This window comes from Legionella sp. (assembly GCF_049790535.1).
Classification (GTDB): Bacteria; Pseudomonadota; Gammaproteobacteria; order Legionellales; family Legionellaceae; genus Legionella.
This window is the reverse complement of the sequence record NZ_JBAQZB010000131.1, coordinates 54808-73065: the sequence shown is the minus strand read 5'-3', so window position 1 is coordinate 73065 and position 18258 is coordinate 54808. Positions and strand designations below refer to the sequence as shown.

Below are 18258 nucleotides of genomic sequence, written 5' to 3'. Positions count from 1 at the left end.
CACCACTAGAATAATGAACATCTAAACCGCCATAATATTCATTAGCACTATCAATAGAATCTCCATCCCGACTGGGTAGATCCAAATAACGCAAAGCTTCATAACCACTATTTTCTTTCATCAGCTCGCTACCAATACTCCAATTATTTTTACCTAGAGAGTAATACTCAGATGCGAGAGCGGCCATATCAGAAAACGACTCGTTCATGCCCCCCGATTGACCATAATACTCAAGGTTAGAATGTTGCTCTGTAAAACCATGACTGATTTCATGAGCTGCCACCCCAAGAGAAACTAAAGGAAACATCATAGTCTCACCGTCTCCAAAAGTCATTTGGCGGCCATCCCAATAAGCATTTTCATAACTTTCACCATAATGAACACGCATCACTAATTGCATTGGTGAACCATCAGAATTAGATAATGCCTCAACACCGTACCAATCGTGATACAGATGTTTAATCACATAACCAGCATACAATGCATCATTTGTTGGGGAAAACGCACCATTTTCTCTATCGTAACCATCTCCTTTATATCCAGTTAGATAATGAGCAGAAACCTTGTTTGGACAATTAAATTTCATTGCTTTCGTTCTTGGGCTGTATTTATGCTCCATGTCAATTACTTTAACATGAGTATTTTCCATGAAACAGAGCGCATCTTCATTATCACGGGTTAACTCAAGTAAAGGTAACCTTTTACCATCATAACGGTATTTACCAGTTTTGCGGTTTCCACCAAAACCTGAGCCCTTCACTAAAAATTTTTTAGTTTTTACGTTATCCCATTGCACAAAAGGTTTATAAGTTTGCGAATCAACAATAGCCGTGGGACGTGCTGGAATCTTATCTTTATAAGTAACAAAAACACTGACTTTATAAGCCCAATGCGCTTGGTGTCTGTCATCAATATACACCATTGGCAGTACCTGTTCTTCACTTAAGTCGTTATCTGCATACTGAAACTTAAAATGTTCCAATGCAGCAAAAGCATTACTTACAAAAGAAGCACTTGGTTTACCTAATTCAGACTGTAATCCTTGATAAACAACACCATTCATCGACACGTTCGATTGGTTTGCAGCTAACGATCGCGCATTGGTGGTACTATGCAAAATGGCATAACCACCAAAAACAGGGAACCCTGCATACTGCTGTTGCATGCGAATATGAGTTATTTTATTATGATCGGTATGTTCTCTTACAAAACTTAAACTGTCAGTGGCAATAGAAACACCTTGTGTAGCCAAAACGAATTTTTGTTTTAATTGAGCCATGGATGCTTTCTGTAAAAACAAAGGCTCTGCAGCTCGCACAGGAGACGCAATTCCTAAGGCTAAAGCAACCACTAATGGAGAAAAATAGTAATTATGATGCATTGAAAAACTCCTTAATTGCAACTTTAACTAGTAACTCTCCAGTTGAACACTTCCTCATCCTGAAAATCCGGTCATGGAATAACCTGTATAGTATCAACAGAGAGTCACACCCAAATTTTTGTGAAGATCACAATTGCTCAACAAACTCCTCCAACCTAGCATAATTTTAGTGTTTTTGAAATTATTTATTTGGGCTTCATGTGAATATCAAGATAAAAATATAATTAGCACTCATCGTGAACAAAAAATTAATTTTTTGCTCATGAAATTTACCTTGAAAGGGGGATTTTGACAAGAGAATAAAGCGATAAATATACTTTAATATCGCCATTAATGCCCTTAGATTGTAGCCTTATCCAATCGATTTATGTTAATATTAAAGATGATATTGTATTGAATAAAACACCTTGCAAAAAACTAACATGCAGAGATAATGTTGATATCCTCGCAGATATATAGACAATTTTATAAAGATAAGGCAAAATTCGCCAAAATTATTTTATAATTACCAATTACGGAATGATGAAAAAAATACTGGTTTTGCACGGTCCAAATCTGAATCTTCTCGGAACTCGAGAACCCCAAATTTATGGAACTGCCTCATTGGAACAGATCAATACGCTTTTAATTCAAGAAGCAGCCCATGCAAAATTAGCGCTCTCTTGTTATCAAAGCAATGCTGAAGGTGAGTTAATCGATGCCATTCACAAGGCGGGGGCTAACAAAACAAAGTACATCATCTTTAATCCAGCTGGCTTTACACATACAAGCGTGGCTTTACGCGATGCACTTTGTGCGGTTGCCATTCCCTTTATTGAAGTACATATTAGTAACATTTATTCTCGTGAACCTTTTCGTCATTATTCATATTTCACTGATATTGCCAAAGGCACTATTAGTGGTTTAGGCACGCAAGGGTACTCATTAGCTTTAACCTCAATTATCGAAGAATTAGAGAGAACTAAATAATGGATATTCGTAAAATAAGAAAATTAATCGAATTGCTGGAAGAAACTGGCATTTCTGAAATTGAAATTAAAGAAGGTGAAGAATCCCTAAGATTGAGTCGCTATGGCAACACGCCAGTAGAAGCACCTCAAATCCACTACGTTTCTCAACCAGCCCCATGTGCAGAAGCAGCTCCTGTTCCAAGCAATCCAATTATGCCTACTGCACACCCTGAAATCAAACCTTCCTTTGCATCAGGACACAAAATTCGCTCACCTGTGGTAGGCACTATGTATACCTCTCCAGCACCAGAAAGCCCCCCATTTGTTACCCTTGGCAAATTAGTTAAAGTCGGTGATGTTTTATGTATTGTTGAAGCCATGAAAATGTTCAATGAAATTGAAGCAGATCGTGATGGTAAGATTGTCGAGATCCTAGTAAGCAATGGAGAGTCTGTAGAATACGATCAGGTTTTATTTATCATAGAATAGAGGTGCATTAATGCTCAGTAAAATTGTTATTGCCAATAGAGGTGAAATTGCACTTCGTATCTTGCGTGCCTGTAAGGAACTTGGCATTCAGACAGTTGCCGTACATTCAGATATAGACAAAGATCTTCTACACGTTCGCCTTGCTGATGAAACCGTTTGCATCGGCCCTGCTTCCGCGCAAAAAAGCTATCTCAACATCCCAGCCATTATTTCTGCTGCTGAAATTACTGACGCAGTAGCAATTCATCCAGGTTATGGATTTTTGTCTGAGAATGCAGATTTTGCGGATATTGTCGAACAAAGCGGATTCAAATTTATTGGTCCACGAGGTGATACCATTCGCATGATGGGTAATAAAGTATCTGCCATTCATGCGATGAAAGCAGCTGGAGTTCCTTGTGTTCCTGGCTCTGATGGCCCATTAACTGATGATGAAACGCTTAATCTGGAAATCGGCCGTAAAATTGGCTATCCAATAATTATTAAAGCTGCTGGCGGTGGCGGTGGCCGGGGGATGCGGGTAGTTCATAGCGAATCCAATTTGCTAAGTGCTATAGCATTGACTCGCAGCGAAGCTAAAGCGGCATTTAATAATGAAACCGTTTACCTGGAAAAATTTCTGGAAAATCCAAGACATATTGAATTTCAAGTACTTGGCGATGGAAAAGGTAAGGCCATTCATTTAGGTGAACGTGATTGCTCCATGCAAAGACGCCATCAAAAAGTAGTAGAGGAAGCGCCAGCTCCTGGAATTAGCACTGAGCTGAGAAAAAAAATCGGCGCTACTGTAGTCCAAGCCTGTCAACATTTACACTATCGCGGTGCAGGAACTTTTGAATTTTTATATCAAGATGGATGTTTTTATTTCATTGAAATGAATACACGTATTCAAGTAGAACATCCTGTAACGGAAATGATTACTGGTATTGATTTGATTAAAGAACAAATCAAAATTGCCAGTGACCTTCCGATGACACTTAACCAGAAAGACATTAAATTTCGTGGCCATGCTATTGAGTGCCGAATTAATGCTGAAGATGCAAAAACCTTTATGCCGTCCCCAGGAACAATCAAGTTATTGCACCAGCCTGGTGGGCCAGGTATTCGCTTCGATTCCCATATTTACAGCAGTTATACCGTACCACCCAATTATGATTCGATGATTGGCAAGTTAATAAGCTATGGGGAAACCCGCGATGAAGCGCTCGCCAGAATGCGTAACGCACTTGATGAAATCATTATTGATGGTATTAAGACTAATATTGAATTACACCAACGCATTCTTTACGATCAGTCCTTTATCATGGGCGGTGCTAATATTCATTATCTGGAAAAAATGCTAAAGGATTAATACAGTGTGGTTCCAATTAAAAATAGAATGTTGTCCTGTTGCAAAAATAGAATATCTCAGTGATGAATTGGCAGAATTTGGGGCGCTTTCCATTATGCTCACGGATAAGAATGATAATCCTGTTCTTGAGCCTGAACCTGGAACCACCCCTTTATGGCTGGAATGATTATTCATGCCTTATTTTCAGAAGCCATTCAGGCTCAATTAACTCGAAATCATCTAGCAGAAACTTATAGTGAATTAACCTTAAGCCTGGAAATTTTAGAAGATAAGACTGGGAAAGAGTCTGGATGGATGACTTTAAACCACAGCGTTTTAGCTCCCGTTTATGGATATGTCCTACCTGGTCAACCCCTCCTGAACCTGAGGCAGTTAATTTAATGCTTGATCCTGGCCTAGCTTTTGGTACAGGAACACATCCCACAACCGCTTTATGTTTAACCTGGCTGGAACAATCAGAACTTAAAAAAAATCAGTCATTGATTATGGTTGTGGCTCCGGCATCCTTTCTTTAGCTGCATTAAAATTAGGCGCAAAACAAGTTTATGCGGTAGATATTGATCCGCAAGCGCTGCAAGCCACTTACAATAACGCACTGACGAATAATATGGATACTCAGAAGCTACACATAAGCTCCCCTGAGGAACTGCATACCCCTGTAAATTTAGTAATTGCAAATATCTTATTAGCTCCATTAACTAGCCTAAAACCCCGCTTTCATCAATTAATACATTATGAGGGTCAGCTGGTTATTTCAGGAATATTAACAGAACAGGCACCTCTTCTCATTGAAACTTATGAGCCACAGTTTTCATTGATAGGCGAAGAAAATCTAAATGGATGGTCGCTGTTGATTTTCGCTCGTAAATAAGAAGCAACATTAAGAATGTTACCCTTTCATCTTGATAAACTTAAGCAAAGACTCCAAAATAGATAAAATTCCAGGTTATTTGTCTTCAGGAGTTAGGATGATCCACGACAAAGAGTTTAGTGACTTACTGCAAGCCGTCGCTGAAAAAAGTCTACAAATCCTTAATGAAATACAAAACAAACCACTACAGCTTTCTGTCTTAGTAAATCAATACATTGATTTAACAGAATACTTCCAAAATATAGTTTCGGTGCTTTTGAACAACCCGGAGAAACTCTGGCAAATGCAATGGGCTTATTGCGAAGATGCGATAAAACTGGCACAAACTCAATTTAGCCATTGGCTCGAAGGCACAACTATGCCTATAACCGACTCTCGTTTTAATAATGAAGATTGGTCAAATAATCCTTTTTTCAATATGTTAAGTCAACACTACCTCTTAGCTAGTAAATACATGAAGGCTTTATTTGAAAAGATGGAGTATTCAGATAAAAATTTAGCAAAACGTCTGCAATTTTTTATCAAACAGTATTTAGACGCGTTATCACCAACAAATTTTCTTCATACTAATCCACAATTGATGGATGAAACGCTGAAAAGTCATGGTAAAAATTTACTGCATGGATTACATAATTTACTTTCCGACTTAGAGATAAATTCCTCACGTTTAATGATTAAAATGACCGCTGCAGATGCCTTTAAAATTGGTGAAAATTTGGCAATTACTCCTGGAAAAGTGATATTTAGAAATGAAATGATGGAGTTAATTCAATATATTCCACAAACAGATAAAGTTAAATCAATCCCCCTATTAATTATTCCACCCTGGATTAACAAATATTACATTTTGGATTTAAGTCCTCATAACTCATTAATTCGCTGGCTAGTAGAGCAAGGCATTATGGTATTCATTATTTCCTGGGTGAATCCAGACGCCCGCTTTGCTCAAAAAGATTTATACGATTATTTAAAAGAAGGACCCCAAGAAGCTATCCGAGTGATCCAAAATCAGCTTCACGTAAATCAGGTTAATACTTTGGGATTTTGTATTGGTGGAACCTTATTATCCCTCTTGCTTGCCTATAACAAAGCCCACAAAGACAATTCCATTCATAGCGCTACCTTTTTAGCATCACTAATCGATTTTAGTGATCCAGGCGATATCTCTGTATTTATTGACGAACAACAAATCCAAAAGTTAGAAGAACAAATGAAGTCTAAAGGCTATCTTGCTGGAAAATTTATGACTTCAAGTTTTAACTCGTTGAGAGCAAATGATTTAGTTTGGTCCTTTTTTATCAAAAACTACCTGCAGGGTAAAAACCCTGTTCCTTTTGATATCCTGTATTGGAACTCAGATTCAACGAACATGCCTGCGAAAATGCATTCTCAATATTTAAGATGGATGTATCTGCACAATAATCTAGCTAAACCTAATAAAATTCATATCAATAATACCTCAATAGATGTCAGTAAAATTGATGTACCCACCTTTTTTCTCTCAACCGAAAAAGATCATATAGCTCCCTGGAAAACAACGTATCTAGGCTTTCAATTGATGAGTGGCCCTAAACGATTTGTTCTGGGTGGTTCTGGACACATCGCTGGCATTATAAACTCGCCTTCTGTGATAAAATATGGCTATAAGGTTAATAACAGTTCTACTTCCACTCCAGAACAATGGCTTGAAGGTTCTCGAGAACATACAGGTTCCTGGTGGCCAGAATGGCTAAAATGGCTTACAAAGCATTCAGGGACACCTACCACAGCTCCGGATGTTAATAAATTGAACTATGCTCCATTAATAGATGCACCTGGCACCTATGTTTTGAAAAATAGTGTCCATACTATCTAAATCAGTGTCTAACATTTAACCTGATTCTTATAATATGACATAATTACGACATAATGTTCAAAATACTTTCACAATTGAGGTGGAGCATATTTATATAATTCTTTAGATGAATTGCCCAAAGCACTAACATTGGTGAAACGGATAAAAAAAGAGGAATGAACTTTTTTCATTCCCATCTGTTGAATTTAGAACAAATGGTAAAGAATGTGGTGAAAAAATAAGCCCATAAAGACCTTGTAGCAGGTCTTTATGGAATTAGTTACTTGTATAATGGCGATGCTAAACAAGTTATTTTGCTAAAGTTTCAAATAAAAACCAGATTCGTTGTTCGGTTTCATCGATGTAATTTTCCAAAATACTTGTTGTCGCCACATCGTTCCTTTTGCCACAAACCTCATGAACACCACGCATGCGAATTAAAAAATTTTTATTGTCTTGTAATAGATTATTTAACATTTCTTCCGCAGAAAAAATTTTATCTACTTCTTCAATACTTTGTAACGCTTTAATCTGACTAATTGATTGTATGGTTCTTTCACCTAATTTACGAACACGTTCAGCTAGGACATCAATCATTGCAAAAATTTGATCACTTTGATCATCCAGCAGAAGATGGTAATCACGGTAATGGGGACCTGACATATGCCAATGGAAGTTTTTTGTTTTTACAAATAATGCGAACGTATCCGCTAACAATGGGTTAATAGCCTGCGCGATGTCGCGACAATCTTTTTTCTCCAAATCATTGAGCGTAGCAAGTCTTAGCGGTTCTATTTTTTTCATTTGAACTCCTATTAAATAATTAAAACTGCAACTACCTACTGAGCATTGATCTATGTATAAAATATAGACTAATAAAATAATATTGCTGAAAAAAACAACTAATTTAATAAGAAACTTCCTCTTCATAAAAGATGATTCAACGAAATTTTTAGGTATACTTGGATCACATTAATTTTCATTGGAATAGTTATGCTTCAGCTAATGAAAGGAATACGGTACTTTGGAAAAAATATCTACCCGCAAAAGAAAAAACTCTATGATTCTCTTACTCAGGGACAATATCCTATTGCTCTTTTTATCACCTGCTCTGATTCACGGATTGCACCTGCACTTATCACCCATACTGAACCTGGAGATTTATTTATTGTCCGTAATGTCGGAAATATTGTGCCTTTTTATTCCTCTATACCATCAGGGGAAGCTGCAGCCATTGAGTATGCACTGGAAGAACTGAAGATAAAAGATATAATTATCTGTGGCCACTCTCATTGTGGTGCTATGAAAGGACTGATGACTCAAAATCTTGAGCTAAAATTACCGGCTGTGGCTGCATGGCTAACTTATGCTCAACCGACACTCAAAAAATTTAAAGAAAAATATGATGAACACAGCCCTGCTTCTTTAGACTGTGTAACTAAAGAGAATATCCTGGTACAAATTGAAAATTTAAAAACTCATCCCGCGGTCCTCAAAAGACTCGAACAGCATGAACTCAATTTGCATGCATGGTTTTATGATTTTGAATCAGGAGAGATCCTGATTTATAACCATGAACAACAAGAATTTATTTCTTTTGACAAGGTAGTCACGCAGATATTTAATAGTCCTGAAGTGCTGGCCATTACGAATTCAATTGTTGAAGAAGAAGCAAAGTTGTACTTAGAAATGAGCATTCCCCCACAAACGGAGGACTCTTATAACCACTTAATGCATCTATTAAATACTATTAAACTTAAAGGGATTCCTATTATTTGGGATACAATTAAAACCTCGGTAATTGCGAGGCTTCGTGCTGAATTTTTTGAGTTGTGTCCTCAGGAAAACGACCCACGATTGACGTCTTTAATTGAACAATGCGTGAAAGTAAAATTAACTAATTTAGAACAGTTACAAAAAAGGATTATGGATTCTTCAGCAGGGTATCGACAATTCGCAAGGCAAACAGGGCTTAATATTTTTAAGAGTGAGATGAATTTGACAGATTATCGCCCAACGCAAGAATCCCTATTTCATAAGTTTAACACCCTATAGAACAGTTAAAAGCTTAAATCTTGGTGCCTCTATTCTGAGTCAACCACTTTTCCCAAGTTTAAAAAATTTATTAATTGTTTTCTGGAATAAGTCACAAACGTTAACATCATTAGCTCAACTAATTGTGTAGTGATTCTAGTAATCCATTTCTCACTACTTACTTTCCATCCTAACCAAAGAAAAGGAATAAGTAGTATGACAATCAACCATGAAGAATGATTCATTTTCTTTTGGATAAAATATTTTTTATGTGCCATCACCTGAATTTGTTGTTGATGCAATATCCTGTCCATCATCGCTATTTTTGCTAGTAATTGTTTTCTTGAACTCATTCTTATTACCTTTATTTTGCAAAAAATAAGATCGTGTTTTCTCAAAACTCATATTTTTTATATTAAAAGCAAGGTACTTAATTAACCCCCAAAGCGCAATTAAATTAAATAAGAGAACTAAAATAAGGGATAGTGGAAAATTATTAGATATTAATAAAATTCCATACCCTATAAATAAAGAAGTTAATAACCAAAAGGTCATTAATACAATAAGTAGCATACATAAATTCAGCAGTAAGGGAAAAACACTAAGACCCGCTAATTGTGCCTCCGGCTGAATAAGGGTTAAAACCGCTTTTATAACCGATATTTTTGCTGAAACAAGCTCTTCGACTTGCTTCAAAACTTCCATTATTTTCTCAAAATTTTAGATAATAAAAAGCCAACTCCTCCAGCAATTAATACCGAAGCTAATGGATTTTCCTGGACTTTTCTTAATAACTGATCAGAACATTCCTTGATGCTGTCCTCAACTTGATTGACTTTATTCATACCCTCATCGCACATTTCATTAGCCCATTTTTTTCCTTCGTTTAATAAATCACTGGTTGTTTCACGTACCTGAGATTTTGGACTATGAGTAGACTTATTCATTTTGAACACTCCTGTATATTGATACTTTGTTGTTTATCCCAGCCCTGAGGATTAACCTCAACCATAACGTTAAATATAGTTAGTACGCTGAATAAAGCAAATGATGAATTCCTTTTCAGATGTAAAAACTTAAGTAATTTCCATTTAAAAGTAGCGCTTGTTGAACGAGCGATGTATAGTGTTCGTTCAAAACCTGCATTCTAAGTCGGGGTAAATAATGAGTTAAATTTTGAGGTTAATTTCTGTGAATGATCACGTTTTAAAACAATACCAATCTATTGCTGAACAATCCGAATTAGGCAAAAAAACTAATTACAGTACTCACTATAATCCAAACCTTCTTTACCCAATTTCCAGAGCAGAAAAACGCCGTGAAATTGGCATTGACCCCAATCACTTACCCTTTTCAGGTTTTGACTGCTGGAATCATTATGAGGTTTCCTGGCTTAATGAAAAAGGTAAACCACAGGTAGCCATTGCTGAACTGATTTATGATTGTGTTTCACCTAAAATTATTGAATCTAAGTCCTTAAAGCTCTATTTTAATTCGTTTAATAATACCAAAATAAAAAATAGTGTTGATCTTGCACGAATAATTAAAAAAGATCTCGCTGCCCGAATTGAAGCAAATGTCTGGGTTAAAATTCATTCTTTAGATCAGGCTAAAAATTTTGCGATTCAAGACTCATTTCTGGGTAAATGTATTGATGACCTTGACGTAGAATGTTCTATTTATTTAGTAGAACCTTCTTTTCTTACTGTTCATGATGAGTGGATAGAAGAAACTCTTTATTCCGATTTATTAAAATCGAATTGTCTGATTACTAATCAACCGGATTGGGGAAGCGTACATATTGCTTATACAGGTAAAAAAATTAATCACAAAGGTTTATTACAATACCTGGTCTCCTTTAGAAATCATAATGAATTTCATGAGCAATGCATAGAGCGAATTTTTGTGGATATTATGCATCATTGCCAGCCTGAATCATTAACTGTTTATGGACGCTATACTCGCCGTGGAGGTTTGGATATTAATCCTTACCGTTCAACAAAAAAGCAGGTTTCATTTGCCCAAAATAATAGAAGACTTGTTCGCCAATAATTAACCGATCACGATTTAACAACCGTACTTTTCTTTTCTAGTTAAGAGGGATGATAAGTTATCTAGACGAGATTCTTTACTACTTTTTTATTATCTACAGAGAAAAAAGCTCAAATCTACTTACCAGAATTCTCGATTCAGGTTAACATAGCTAATTAAACACATCAGAAGTTCATAAATTAAACAAAATCATGCCCAACTCAATAAATCATAAAAAACGGATCTCGTGTGTCGTTCCAATTTATAATGAAGAAACTGTAGTTGCAGAATTTATTGCTGCACTGGACAATACACTCAAACAACTACCTTACACTTATGAAATAGTACTTGTTGACGATGGTAGTCACGATAATACTCGCGCCATTATTCAGCAATTAAGGAGTCAATTTCGTCTTCACTATCTTCGCTTTAGTCGTAATTTTGGCAAAGAAAAGGCTCTTAGCGCAGGACTTGATCATGCTCAAGGTGATGCGGTTATTTTAATGGATAGTGATTTTCAACATCCGCTTGAGCTTTTAAATGAATTTATTACAAAATGGGAAGAAGGGTACGATATGGTTTATGCAGTACGTCAGAATCGTGCGGATGAATCCTGGCTTAAACGCATTTGCGCCAAAATTTTTTATCAACTTACTTCAAAAATTAACCGGGTAAACATACCTGCCAATGCTGGCGACTTTAGACTGTTGGATCGAAAAATAGTAAACGCATTACAAAAACTACCTGAACGTAATCGCTTTATGAAAGGTTTGTACAGTTGGGTAGGTTTCAAACAAATAGCAGTCACTTTTGAGGTACAGCCTCGTAAAGCAGGTACTTCACAGTGGAATTTTTATTCCTTATTGGATTTAGCAATCACCGGCATTACTTCATTTACCGCGTTTCCTTTGCGACTTATTGCTTTGGGTGGTATCGGCGTCGCAACATTGGCTATAATATATGGATTATGGATTATTTGTAGCACATTAATTTTTGGCATTAAAACACCTGGTTGGGCAACCATTGTAACGACTATTACCTTTTTTGGTGGCTTGCAACTATTTGCCTTAGGAGTAGTTGGAGAATATATAGGTCGCGTCTTCGATGAAGTCAAGCATAGACCCCATTATATAATTGATGAGGAATTCAGTTTTGACGACAACATCGCTTAAGTTAAAACATCGGCTTATCTATTATGCAGGTATCGGATGTTGTGCTGCATTAGTGCATTTAACGATTGTATTCTTACTGGTAAACTACGCGCATTTTCCCGCATTAGTTGCCAATATATTTGCTTTTTTCACCGCATTTAATGTCAGTTTTTTCGGTCATAAATACCTGACCTTTTCCCAATTACATGACAAAAAGATATTAAGTCTACCCCATTTTTTTTTGGTGGCCATTTCCGCAGGCGCGATCAATGAAGCTCTGTATTTTCTTGTTTTACGCCTCACGCATTTAAACTACATGCTCGCTTTAATACTGGTTTTAAGTATTGTTTCCATTTATAGCTTTTTTCTTTCAAGATATTGGGCCTGTCGCTAAAATAATGCTTACTATATTATCTCTACAGATTCACGAATGATAAGACGCGTTCCAACCATGGCTTTCACCACAGGTAACACAGCCTTAATCTTTTCAATGGTATCAATAAATTGCACCACTAAAGGTAATTTACTATTGTCATCACCTAAAGATATTTCACCAGACTTGGTATACGTAAACCCTGCTACAGCACGCAACACCGTTCCCCCTGAAATCTCATGTTCATGAAGCATTGAAAGTAATTCTAGATACAAAGGACGTTGTTGCCATTTATCAGCTTCATTAATGTAAACACTAATTTGTACATGCTTCATATTAAATTACCCTAGCGAGCTGCAAAGGAGAAAAAATATTATTACAGATAAAATTCATCGCAACAAGAGCATAAATCGCTGGGCTAAAGATCCTCAAGCGTTGGATAATCTATATAGCCTTTTTCCGTACCTCCATATAAGGTACTCCGATCCATTTCATTGAGTAGTGCATTCTTTTTAAATCGTGCAACCAAGTCAGGATTCGCAATATAAGGCCTACCAAAAGCTACTAAATCAGCATATCCTGAAGCGACCGCTTCCCTAGCCAATTCATAAGTATAATTATTATTAACTATCCAGGCTCCGTTAAATTCTTTGCGTAACGCACGGAAATCAAAGCCATCAAATTCACGGGGACCTTGCGAAGCACCTTCAATAACATGAATATAAGCCAACGCAAATTGATTCAATTCACGCACCAGTCGAAAATAAACATTCTTAGGTGCGCTTTCTGAAATTCCATTGATATGACCTATAGGAGATAAACGAATTCCTACACGAGCGCCCCCAATTTCAGCGGTAATTACCTCCACCACCTCTAATGCAAAACGTAAACGATTGCTAATTGAACCACCATACGCATCCGTACGCTGATTGGCACCATCAGATAAAAATTGCTGAATGAGATAACCATTAGCCGCATGGATTTCAACGCCATCAAATCCCGCCTCGATTGCATTCTTAGCTGCCTTACGATAATCCTTAATAATCAGCGGAATTTCCTCCAATCTTAATGCCCGAGGTTGGCCAATATCACTAAAAGTACCATTTTCAATAAATGTTTTTTGTCCCACAGGAGTGAGCGCTGAGGGAGCAACCGGTGCAACATTACTTGGTTGTAAATCAGGATGAGAAATACGTCCAACATGCCACAACTGAGCAAATATAGTTCCTCCTCTTGCATGCACGGCTGCGGTAACTAATTTCCAACCAGCAATCTGTTCTTGTGAATAAATTCCAGGCGTCCAGGCATATCCTTTTGCTGTGGGAGAAATTTGGGTGGCTTCAGAAATAATTAATCCAGCAGAAGCACGTTGAGCATAATATTGCGCGTTTAAAGCTTGGGGAGCATCATTACCATGAATGGCTCGATTGCGTGTCAGAGGTGCCATGACAATGCGATTTCTTAATTGCTGTCCGCTTAAGTCAAAAGATGTAAACAAAATGGACGCGTCCCTGTTCATATTAAATATCCCTATTAAAAAAGTTTAAGAATGTAACTACCATACTATTTATGCATTTGCTAAGCGAATACCATACTCAGCACAATCACCGACAAACTCATTGCTTAAAAAATAATTCAGTTCCATTAAACGGGTAACCGCATGGACATCAGCGTTATTACTGCTTTCTCCAGGATGACACATTACTAATGAACGATCTTTTAGTAAACTCAACCAACTACGAAATAAACTGCGATAATTTGTTGTCGGAGAGAAATCGTAAATCCCAGAAAAATACTCATTATGCGGAATGCACGCTTTCTGTAATTTAGCACGCAAAGCCTTGCCTCCAGTCCATGCCAATATTTTAGCTTTAAATTGGTATTTAGCTGCGCCAATGACCGGATAGGTTGCACGCATAGCTGTTCCATGATGTCTTAATTGTTGCTCATAAAGATCAAGAATAACCTGTCTTATGCGAGGAAATTGATGAACATGCTGATGACCATCAATGAAATCAGGCGCACATCCTATTACCTGCCTAAATTGTTCAAGTTGTTGGTTAAACTCTTGCGCGATAAAAGCCAATTTAACGGCACATAAATGTGTTTTAATTAATAATTCATTTAAAGAAAAACACGGTTTTCCTGGAATAGATAATAAATTCCCTTCAGTTAAATTAAAATGTAAACCGATCCGTATTTGATGTTTCATTGCTAACAATTCAGGGGCATACACCATGAAATCTGGCTGATTCACCATACAGCTTACAGCAGACAAACGATTCATGCGAACTAGTTTTAAAATTCCCTGGGAAATACCCGCGTTTAAGCCAAAATCATCCGCGCATAACACTATTGTTTTTAATTCAATCTCCATGAATTACCTATTTTTTGGATAAGGCGTTATCATATCTCATGTTTTATTTTTATTGCAAAGAAGCGAGACCCTAAGAAGTTAATACATAACCCCCCAATCACTAATAATCCAGCAGCCAACTTCCACATTTGGAACGACTCACCCAGGAATACAATAGAACTGAACATGGCGATTACTGGTACTAACAAAGTGAACTGAGCAATCATGCCGACAGGGTAACGTGCTAATAACCAATTCCATATCCCGTAACCTATCCAGGTTGAGATAAACACAATATAAAACAATGCAGTAAGCCCTTTCCAGGTCAACTGTGCAAAAGTAGTAACAAAATTAGCAGGTCCTTCAATCATTAATGAAATAAAGAACATAGGAATGCAGGCAATAAAACTTGCCCAGGCAATAAGAGCCATCATAGTGCAGCTATCTCCTCTAATTTTTTTGGTAATCAAATTCCCTATTCCCCAAGTAGCAGCCGCCGCAAGGATAAAGACAAAACCGGCTAAAGAAATATCATTATCAAAGTGCATTGCCACTAAGGCAATTCCCAAAAAGGAAATTAAAGCGCCCACAATTTGCCCCTTGTTGGGTTGCTCACCTAAAAAAATTACCGCAAAAAACATACTAAAAAAGACCTGAACTTGAATCAAGAGAGAAGCAAGACCTGCAGGCATACCTAAGCTCATCCCAATAAAAAGAAAAGCAAATTGCAAAGCAAACATGACTAAACCGTATAAAGCGACAACTTTAAATGAATTCTTCGGTAATGTGACGAAAAATATGGCTGGAATACTGGCTAAAAGAAAACGTAAGGCGCAAAGAAGCAAAGGAGAGATTTCGGTGAGGCCAAGACTCACAAAAAGAAAATTAATTCCCCAAACTAGAACAACTAAAAGTACTAATAAAAGATGAGAAATGGGCATTGTAAATCAGTTATACTTATAAAAACCCCTATTTTAGCACAAAAATTTCAATAATTCTACATAGTGAATATTATTTTTATACATAAATAAGCGAAAATAACGTTTCGATTTTTATCTTATCGCGTTACACTAGTTATTATTTGATCGCACTTATCACAATGAAAGAAATTGTTCTGGCTACAAATAATCAAGGCAAAATTAAAGAATTAAACGCACTTCTAGCGCCTGTTCATTGCATCTCTCAAACTAGTTTAGGAGTCTCAGACACCGTAGAAGATGGTTTAAGCTTCATAGAAAACGCCCTTATTAAAGCTCGGCATGCTAGTTTATATACTAACAAACCTGCTTTGGCAGATGATTCAGGTTTAGTTGTTCCTTGCTTAAATGGTGAACCGGGCATTTATTCCGCCCGTTATGCTGGAATTAATGCGACTGACCAGGAAAATATTGATTTATTATTAAAAAAAATGGCTACTTTTCAAGAAAAACAGCGTGAAGCTTATTTTTATTGTGCTATAGCTTTTGTTCAATACGCTAAAGACCCTACTCCTTTCATTGCCACAGGTATGTTCAAAGGCACCATTAATTATGAAGCAGCCGGTACCAGTGGTTTTGGTTATGATCCCATATTTTATATTAATGAATATCAATGCACCGCAGCACAATTACCTGCTACTATTAAAAATACTATTAGTCATCGCGCAATGGCATTAAACCAACTGCGCAAACTTATCCCAAACCTCTAATGAACGCTGAACTAGAAACACTTTTTGCAGAAGCTTATAATTTACACAATAAAGGTCAATTGTCGCAGGCAATCCGCATTTATGAGCAAATAATAACTAAAAATCCCCTTCACCTAAACACGCTACACTTTTTAGGTCTTGCATACGCACAATTGAATGACATTAATAAAGCCATCCTCTATTTATCGCAAGCGCACACCTTAAGTCCTGATGATGCAATTTTATTGAACAATCTTGCTAATGCATACAAAAAATCTCAGCAATTGGATAAAGCCATTAATTGTTATTTACATGCAATTAAATTAAGACCTGATTACGCGCAAGCTCATAACAATTTAGCAACTATTTATGCCTTACAAAATAATTACGCTAAAGCCTTGCAGCATTATTCCAAGGCAATTCATGCTGAACCCGATTTTAGCGCCGCTCATTTTAATTTAGGTTTATTATTACTGCAAAATAATCAACTTAAGGCAGCTCAAACTCAATTTAATAATGTAGTCTCTTTAAATCCACATCACACAGAAGCCTATTTTTATTTAGGTATTTTGCATCTTGAAAACAATGCTCTTGACGAAGCGGAACGCGCATTTCTTCTTGTTTTAGAGCAAGATAATGAACAAATTCAAGCCATTACTAATTTAGGCGTTATTGCGTTAAAAAGAGAACACCATCAATTGGCAGTGGACTATTTTAGCAAAGCATTGGCTTTAGATAATGAGAATATTGATGCACGCAATAATCTGGCAGCCACCTTCATGCACCATGATCGTTTTGAAAATGCCCTCATGCATTATGATGTTTTATTAAAAAAAGAACCCGATAATATTGAATACTTATATAATTCAGGTGTAGCCCAAATGGCTTTGGGCCACTTAAATGAAGCCATTATTTTCTTTGATCATGTTCTGCGTTTACAAGCTAACCATGCAGCCTCACTAAATAATTTAGCAGCGATTTATCTTAAAATAGATCAACGCGAAACATCACGTGAATACCTCAGACAAGCCCTGGTAATTAATCCTAATGACAGTGTAAGCAGTCACATGCTCCATGCGCTTGATGGAGACAGTCAGGCGAAAACCAGCCCTGAATATGCTCATAATTTATTTAATAATTATGCTCTTTATTATGATCAGCACATGCAAGGCACATTACACTATACAATTCCTCAACACATCGCGCGCACAATCCACCAATTAGAGCTGCCTCAAAAAACTCAAACCCTGGATTTAGGATGCGGTACTGGTTTAACTGGAATAGTACTTCGCGAAATGAGTTCTCATTTAACTGGAGTTGATATTGCAGCGAAAATGTTGGCTCAGGCGAAAACAAAAGGTATTTATGATGAACTGATAGAAGCAGAAATTAGTGAATTTTTCCAAAAAAATTCCACGTCCTATGATTTAATCGTTGCCGCAGATGTGCTCCCCTATTTGGGTGAATTGAATTCATTTTTTCACAGCATTGAGCACCATTTAAACCAGCACGGTTATTTTATTTTTACGACAGAAATTAGTCCTAAAAGTCCCTGGTTCTTACAAACGAGTGCCCGCTTTAGTCATCACCCGACATATATTAAACAATTAGTAGAACAAACTCAGTTACAATTGATTAAACAAGAAAAAATTCCTGCTCGCATACAAAATCAACATCCACTTGAGGTCATGTTGTATGTATTAAAAAAATAAGATTTGAGAAGAAAGGCTCAGATACGTCACAGCTTCTCAAGCTGATCATGGAACTGGCT

At 36.8% G+C, this 18258-nt stretch carries 18 protein-coding genes and 1 pseudogene; 11 read left to right on the top strand and 8 right to left on the bottom strand.

Annotated features, from left to right (window positions below; all coding sequences use genetic code 11):
* A partial coding sequence (locus tag WA877_RS08760; protein ID WP_425170536.1) for a M4 family metallopeptidase occupies positions 1-1381 on the bottom strand: 1381 nt, incomplete at its 3' end.
* 522 nt (positions 1382-1903) lie between these two features.
* On the opposite strand from WA877_RS08760, the gene aroQ reads away from it, so the two are divergent.
* From aroQ to WA877_RS08735, 5 genes and pseudogenes are all read left to right on the top strand, one after another.
* Complete coding sequence (gene aroQ / locus WA877_RS08755; protein WP_425170538.1) at positions 1904-2350, top strand: type II 3-dehydroquinate dehydratase; 447 nt, start codon at positions 1904-1906, stop codon at positions 2348-2350.
* Positions 2350-2820, top strand: a complete 471-nt coding sequence (gene accB / locus WA877_RS08750) for an acetyl-CoA carboxylase biotin carboxyl carrier protein (RefSeq protein ID WP_425170535.1) — start codon at positions 2350-2352, stop codon at positions 2818-2820. The genes aroQ and accB overlap by 1 nt, the downstream gene beginning before the upstream one ends.
* A 10-nt stretch (positions 2821-2830) precedes the next feature.
* Complete coding sequence (gene accC / locus WA877_RS08745; RefSeq protein WP_425170534.1) at positions 2831-4171, top strand: acetyl-CoA carboxylase biotin carboxylase subunit; 1341 nt, start codon at positions 2831-2833, stop codon at positions 4169-4171.
* A gap of 4 nt (positions 4172-4175) precedes the next feature.
* A pseudogene (gene prmA / locus WA877_RS08740) lies at positions 4176-5042 on the top strand (50S ribosomal protein L11 methyltransferase).
* Positions 5043-5139: 97 nt separating this feature from the next.
* Positions 5140-6897, top strand: coding sequence for a PHA/PHB synthase family protein (locus WA877_RS08735; RefSeq protein WP_425170533.1), 1758 nt, complete (start codon positions 5140-5142; stop codon positions 6895-6897).
* A 288-nt stretch (positions 6898-7185) separates the two neighbouring features.
* Here the strand turns inward: WA877_RS08735 and WA877_RS08730 are convergent, their stop codons facing one another.
* Positions 7186-7680, bottom strand: coding sequence for a Dps family protein (locus WA877_RS08730; protein ID WP_425170532.1), 495 nt, complete (start codon positions 7678-7680; stop codon positions 7186-7188).
* A gap of 189 nt (positions 7681-7869) precedes the next feature.
* Between WA877_RS08730 and WA877_RS08725 the strand changes: the two genes are divergently transcribed.
* Positions 7870-8931 (top strand): carbonic anhydrase, encoded by a 1062-nt coding sequence (locus WA877_RS08725; protein ID WP_425170531.1) that lies wholly within the window; start codon positions 7870-7872, stop codon positions 8929-8931.
* A gap of 246 nt (positions 8932-9177) precedes the next feature.
* Here the strand turns inward: WA877_RS08725 and WA877_RS08720 are convergent, their stop codons facing one another.
* Both WA877_RS08720 and WA877_RS08715 read right to left on the bottom strand, forming a co-directional pair.
* Entirely contained in the window at positions 9178-9615 is a 438-nt protein-coding gene (locus tag WA877_RS08720; protein ID WP_425170530.1) for a hypothetical protein, read from the bottom strand.
* Entirely contained in the window at positions 9615-9857 is a 243-nt protein-coding gene (locus WA877_RS08715) for a hypothetical protein (RefSeq protein ID WP_425170529.1), read from the bottom strand. Before WA877_RS08715 ends, WA877_RS08720 begins: the two co-directional genes overlap by 1 nt.
* A 244-nt stretch (positions 9858-10101) precedes the next feature.
* Here WA877_RS08715 and queF point away from each other — a divergent pair, with 244 nt between their 5' ends.
* The 3 genes from queF (at position 10102) to WA877_RS08700 (ending at position 12486) form a co-directional block, all read left to right on the top strand.
* On the top strand, positions 10102-10962 hold the full coding sequence (gene queF / locus WA877_RS08710) for an NADPH-dependent 7-cyano-7-deazaguanine reductase QueF (protein ID WP_425170528.1): 861 nt from the start codon (positions 10102-10104) through the stop codon (positions 10960-10962).
* Between the two features lie 191 nt (positions 10963-11153).
* Positions 11154-12113 carry a glycosyltransferase family 2 protein gene (locus WA877_RS08705; RefSeq protein ID WP_425170527.1) on the top strand — a complete coding sequence of 320 codons (960 nt, stop codon included), beginning with the start codon at positions 11154-11156 and terminating at the stop codon, positions 12111-12113.
* Positions 12079-12486 (top strand): GtrA family protein, encoded by a 408-nt coding sequence (locus WA877_RS08700; RefSeq protein ID WP_425170526.1) that lies wholly within the window; start codon positions 12079-12081, stop codon positions 12484-12486. Before WA877_RS08705 ends, WA877_RS08700 begins: the two co-directional genes overlap by 35 nt.
* Before the next feature lie 11 nt (positions 12487-12497).
* Here the strand turns inward: WA877_RS08700 and WA877_RS08695 are convergent, their stop codons facing one another.
* The 4 genes from WA877_RS08695 to WA877_RS08680 form a co-directional block, all read right to left on the bottom strand.
* Positions 12498-12800 carry a DUF190 domain-containing protein gene (locus tag WA877_RS08695; RefSeq protein ID WP_425170525.1) on the bottom strand — a complete coding sequence of 101 codons (303 nt, stop codon included), beginning with the start codon at positions 12798-12800 and terminating at the stop codon, positions 12498-12500.
* 83 nt (positions 12801-12883) lie between these two features.
* Positions 12884-13984: an alkene reductase gene (locus tag WA877_RS08690; protein WP_425170524.1), complete on the bottom strand. Its 1101-nt coding sequence runs from the start codon at positions 13982-13984 to the stop codon at positions 12884-12886.
* 48 nt (positions 13985-14032) lie between these two features.
* Positions 14033-14842 carry a ChbG/HpnK family deacetylase gene (locus tag WA877_RS08685; protein WP_425170523.1) on the bottom strand — a complete coding sequence of 270 codons (810 nt, stop codon included), beginning with the start codon at positions 14840-14842 and terminating at the stop codon, positions 14033-14035.
* Between the two features lie 29 nt (positions 14843-14871).
* The gene (locus tag WA877_RS08680) at positions 14872-15762 is read right to left on the bottom strand and encodes an EamA family transporter (RefSeq protein ID WP_425170522.1); all 891 of its coding nucleotides are present in this window, start codon (positions 15760-15762) and stop codon (positions 14872-14874) included.
* Positions 15763-15920: 158 nt separating this feature from the next.
* Here WA877_RS08680 and rdgB point away from each other — a divergent pair, with 158 nt between their 5' ends.
* Positions 15921-16508 carry an RdgB/HAM1 family non-canonical purine NTP pyrophosphatase gene (gene rdgB / locus WA877_RS08675; protein ID WP_425170521.1) on the top strand — a complete coding sequence of 196 codons (588 nt, stop codon included), beginning with the start codon at positions 15921-15923 and terminating at the stop codon, positions 16506-16508.
* Positions 16508-18199, top strand: coding sequence for a tetratricopeptide repeat protein (locus WA877_RS08670; RefSeq protein WP_425170520.1), 1692 nt, complete (start codon positions 16508-16510; stop codon positions 18197-18199). The genes rdgB and WA877_RS08670 overlap by 1 nt, the downstream gene beginning before the upstream one ends.
* Positions 18200-18258 lie beyond the last annotated feature (59 nt).

What these genes read in the sequence shown, in the direction of transcription:
- WA877_RS08695 (WP_425170525.1), bottom strand. Translation starts at nt 12,800, where the DNA reads ATGAAGCATGTACAAATTAGTGTTTACATTAATGAAGCTGATAAATGG.
- WA877_RS08700 (WP_425170526.1), top strand. Translation starts at nt 12,079, where the DNA reads ATGAGGAATTCAGTTTTGACGACAACATCGCTTAAGTTAAAACATCGG.
- accC (WP_425170534.1), top strand. Translation starts at nt 2,831, where the DNA reads ATGCTCAGTAAAATTGTTATTGCCAATAGAGGTGAAATTGCACTTCGT.
- WA877_RS08705 (WP_425170527.1), top strand. Translation starts at nt 11,154, where the DNA reads ATGCCCAACTCAATAAATCATAAAAAACGGATCTCGTGTGTCGTTCCA.
- WA877_RS08685 (WP_425170523.1), bottom strand. Translation starts at nt 14,842, where the DNA reads ATGGAGATTGAATTAAAAACAATAGTGTTATGCGCGGATGATTTTGGC.
- WA877_RS08680 (WP_425170522.1), bottom strand. Translation starts at nt 15,762, where the DNA reads ATGCCCATTTCTCATCTTTTATTAGTACTTTTAGTTGTTCTAGTTTGG.
- WA877_RS08735 (WP_425170533.1), top strand. Translation starts at nt 5,140, where the DNA reads ATGATCCACGACAAAGAGTTTAGTGACTTACTGCAAGCCGTCGCTGAA.
- WA877_RS08715 (WP_425170529.1), bottom strand. Translation starts at nt 9,857, where the DNA reads ATGAATAAGTCTACTCATAGTCCAAAATCTCAGGTACGTGAAACAACC.
- rdgB (WP_425170521.1), top strand. Translation starts at nt 15,921, where the DNA reads ATGAAAGAAATTGTTCTGGCTACAAATAATCAAGGCAAAATTAAAGAA.
- WA877_RS08670 (WP_425170520.1), top strand. Translation starts at nt 16,508, where the DNA reads ATGAACGCTGAACTAGAAACACTTTTTGCAGAAGCTTATAATTTACAC.
- WA877_RS08725 (WP_425170531.1), top strand. Translation starts at nt 7,870, where the DNA reads ATGCTTCAGCTAATGAAAGGAATACGGTACTTTGGAAAAAATATCTAC.
- WA877_RS08730 (WP_425170532.1), bottom strand. Translation starts at nt 7,680, where the DNA reads ATGAAAAAAATAGAACCGCTAAGACTTGCTACGCTCAATGATTTGGAG.
- accB (WP_425170535.1), top strand. Translation starts at nt 2,350, where the DNA reads ATGGATATTCGTAAAATAAGAAAATTAATCGAATTGCTGGAAGAAACT.
- aroQ (WP_425170538.1), top strand. Translation starts at nt 1,904, where the DNA reads ATGAAAAAAATACTGGTTTTGCACGGTCCAAATCTGAATCTTCTCGGA.
- WA877_RS08720 (WP_425170530.1), bottom strand. Translation starts at nt 9,615, where the DNA reads ATGGAAGTTTTGAAGCAAGTCGAAGAGCTTGTTTCAGCAAAAATATCG.
- WA877_RS08690 (WP_425170524.1), bottom strand. Translation starts at nt 13,984, where the DNA reads ATGAACAGGGACGCGTCCATTTTGTTTACATCTTTTGACTTAAGCGGA.